Raw genomic sequence first — 2,753 nt, 5'->3', positions numbered from 1 at the left:
GAACGCCATCCTCTCCTGGGCGGATCAGAACCGCGTCGAATGGCATTACATTGCGCCCGGCAAGCCGATGCAGAATGGCTTCATCGAGAGCTTCAACGGCCGATGCGCGATGAACTGCTCAACGAGACGCTGTTTACTTCGCTGGCTCAGGCGCGCGTCGCCATCGCCCTGTGGCGCGCCGACTACAACACCGCGCGGCCGCATTCCCAAATCGCCTGGCAGACACCGGCCGAGTTCGCCACCATCTTCAATCCGCGACGGTCGCTCGCGCTGCGCTGTGCCAAAGGCTCCGCGCCAGCGCCGTCGCTTCACCCGCCCAGCAGGGCACAACCCACGCCGGAAACGAACTCAAAACTGGATAGAAACTGGGGGCAACGTCACAGGTCGCGGACATTGCCCGCAAATCCCTCAAGGGCTGGACAATCGAGTGGACGATGACCTGAGCATGGCCGCATGGCGCGACTTCGACGGCTCGCTGCATATGGACAAGCCTCCGGCCAACACCGCGATTGCCCTGACGCTGGCAATCATGCGCGGCCATGCCGTCCATTTCGAATAAGGCGGGCCTAATCTCCGAGCAGCCAAACGAAGACATAATTAAAACAGTTAGTTAGCTCGCATAAATATCCATTATGTTAATCGGCTTACGACCGAGCCCCGAGGATTTGGCCAGCGCCGAGCGGGTCGCGGCATAGGTGGGGCGACCATGGGATAGTCGATACCCTCCGGCGAAGGCCGCCTTGCGAGAGGATCGCACGGTAGCGAGGCTGCGCTCTTAAGGTCGTCCTTACGACCGAAGTTAGCAGCACAGCATGAGCCATATGACGTTATTGACCGGGCCGGAGCGGCGGCGTCGTTGGAGTGAAGCGGATCAGTGCCGGATACTGGCGGCGGCATTCGCGCCCGGGGCGACGATTCGACAACCGGGCCGAGTCCTTCCATCATCATGCGATAACGGCGGGGAGGAAGTCGTGTCCGTCTATTTGGTCACTTGGGACCTGAATAAGCAGAAGCCGAACTACGACCAGGCGCGCCAAAACCTTATCGGCCATCTAGCCCGTTACGAGCACATTAAAGACCCTGGGCTGGATTCGTTGTTGTTCATCAGCTCGACATTATCGGCTGACGCACTGAATGCTGACATTCGAACGCGTATGGACACAAACGATCGTGTGATCGTCACGAAACTGGTAGACGGGCAGCACCAAGGTTGGCTCGGTCAGAACTTGTGGGATTGGATCAACGTTCGCCTCTAAAGTGAGGGCATCATGGACATAGCAACCGGCCTGACATTGCTCGCTCAGGCTACGGGCATCGTCAAAGACCTTCGGGAGGTCGACAAGGGGTTCGACGCTGCGGCGCTCAAATCGCAAATGGCCGACCTTTACGGTACGCTCGCGGACGTGAAGATCGCCCTGTCGGACGCAAGGGAAACCATCCACGACCGCGATCGGAAGATCAAGGAACTGGAAGCCAAAATAGCTGCACTAAGTTCTGGCGAGGCCTGTCCCATCTGCAATGCCGGGCGAATGAAGATTGTCTCCTCTCATGAGCACCCGCATTTCGGCTTCGCGGGCGTCCAGGAACGAACCCTGAAATGCGACAATTGCGGCCACACAGAGAAGCATCTGCATGACCCCACCGGGGTCACGAAAAAGCGTTAGGTGAAGGGAGACATCGAATGGCAAAGCAGCCCAAGAACCAGGGAAAGGCGTGGACACCCGACCAGGTGAAGACGCTGAAGGAACTGGCAAAGGGGAACACTCCCACTCGGGTGATCGGCCTCAAGCTTCAGCGCACTGAAGATACGATCTATGCCAAGGCCAGCGACGAAGGTATTTCGCTCAGCCCCACGAACCAGTCGCCTTACAACCGCTCGAAGTAGAGCAGGCTTAAATCGAAGCCGCCGCGATTGGCTTGCCAACAGCTTGCTCAAGAACAGGCTGAGCCGCCTTCAAGTCACGAAGCAGCGCGACCAACGCCCACCGAAAGCGGGTCCCATCACATCGCCCACCGACCGCTGGGACGCAACAAAGCGTCTCACCCTGGCGAGGCCCGCAATCGGCTCGACCCAATGAAAGGCAGTTGCCGCGATCCCGAGGTCGAATGCCGCCTCAGGCAGATCGGTGTCGAGAAAAGAGGAGGTCAGCACCTTAAGGCCTTAAGGCGACCGCCACTGGTTCGACCAAGATTGTCGGAGAGAAATACCGCGAGGCGCTCGTCGGGTTCGATCGCCACAACTGACGAGAGCCCGAGATCGAGCAGCGGCCGCGTCGCTTGGCCGGTGCCGGGACCGATCTCAAACGCTGTCGTTGCCGGACCGACTCCGCACCTGGAGATTCGGGGAGGTCATCGGCAACGTCACCATCCAGCTGGTGCGGGCAAAGGTCCGCTGCGAGAAATTCGGGCGCAAGTAGTCAATGAATGCCGAACTATTCCATCCTGTCGGGCAGGAACTGGAGACCATTCGCTTTCGGTGCCTGATCGAGGTCAGATGGGAGCGGCGGGTGATCTGGAAAGACGAATGAGGCCAATGTGTGCGATGATCGGCAAGCTGAGACGACTTCCATCGTGAGCGTGTGCAAGAAGCCGCATCTGCAGTCATCTACGTCGGGCAGGGCAGTTTCGGCAGGTCTTCATCGCGCCAGCAGGCAGGGCTATCGCATATGAGTGATGGCATTGATGAGATAGTCGTCGTTCCAGGCGCATTTCTTGATGCGATGGCTGATGGGAACTTTGGCAGCATCGGCGGC

The 2,753-nt window shown here is 59.0% G+C and carries 5 protein-coding genes and 1 pseudogene; 5 read left to right on the top strand and 1 reads right to left on the bottom strand.

The genetic code is table 11. The annotated features are described in order from the left end of the window. The 5 genes and pseudogenes from NKH28_RS34195 to NKH28_RS34175 form a co-directional block, all read left to right on the top strand. Positions 1–362 (top strand): annotated as a pseudogene (locus NKH28_RS34195) (integrase core domain-containing protein); the annotation flags it as partial. Between the two features lie 65 nt (positions 363–427). After that, positions 428–559, top strand: coding sequence for a hypothetical protein (locus NKH28_RS34190; RefSeq protein ID WP_352981447.1), 132 nt, complete (start codon positions 428–430; stop codon positions 557–559). A 253-nt stretch (positions 560–812) separates the two neighbouring features. Then, a complete protein-coding gene (locus NKH28_RS34185) occupies positions 813–1,256 on the top strand; it encodes a hypothetical protein (RefSeq protein ID WP_352981449.1) in 444 nt (147 codons plus the stop codon). Between the two features lie 12 nt (positions 1,257–1,268). After that, entirely contained in the window at positions 1,269–1,664 is a 396-nt protein-coding gene (locus NKH28_RS34180; RefSeq protein ID WP_352981446.1) for a hypothetical protein, read from the top strand. A gap of 17 nt (positions 1,665–1,681) precedes the next feature. Further along, positions 1,682–1,885 (top strand): hypothetical protein, encoded by a 204-nt coding sequence (locus NKH28_RS34175; protein ID WP_352981445.1) that lies wholly within the window; start codon positions 1,682–1,684, stop codon positions 1,883–1,885. A gap of 260 nt (positions 1,886–2,145) precedes the next feature. Here NKH28_RS34175 and NKH28_RS34170 read toward each other — a convergent pair whose 3' ends face one another. Then, positions 2,146–2,340, bottom strand: coding sequence for an rRNA adenine N-6-methyltransferase family protein (locus NKH28_RS34170; protein WP_352981448.1), 195 nt, complete (start codon positions 2,338–2,340; stop codon positions 2,146–2,148). Positions 2,341–2,753: the final 413 nt, after the last annotated feature.

This window comes from Mesorhizobium sp. M1227, from assembly GCF_040318315.1.
Classification (GTDB): domain Bacteria; phylum Pseudomonadota; class Alphaproteobacteria; order Rhizobiales; family Rhizobiaceae; genus Mesorhizobium.
This window is presented reverse-complemented; position numbering and strand designations above follow the sequence as displayed.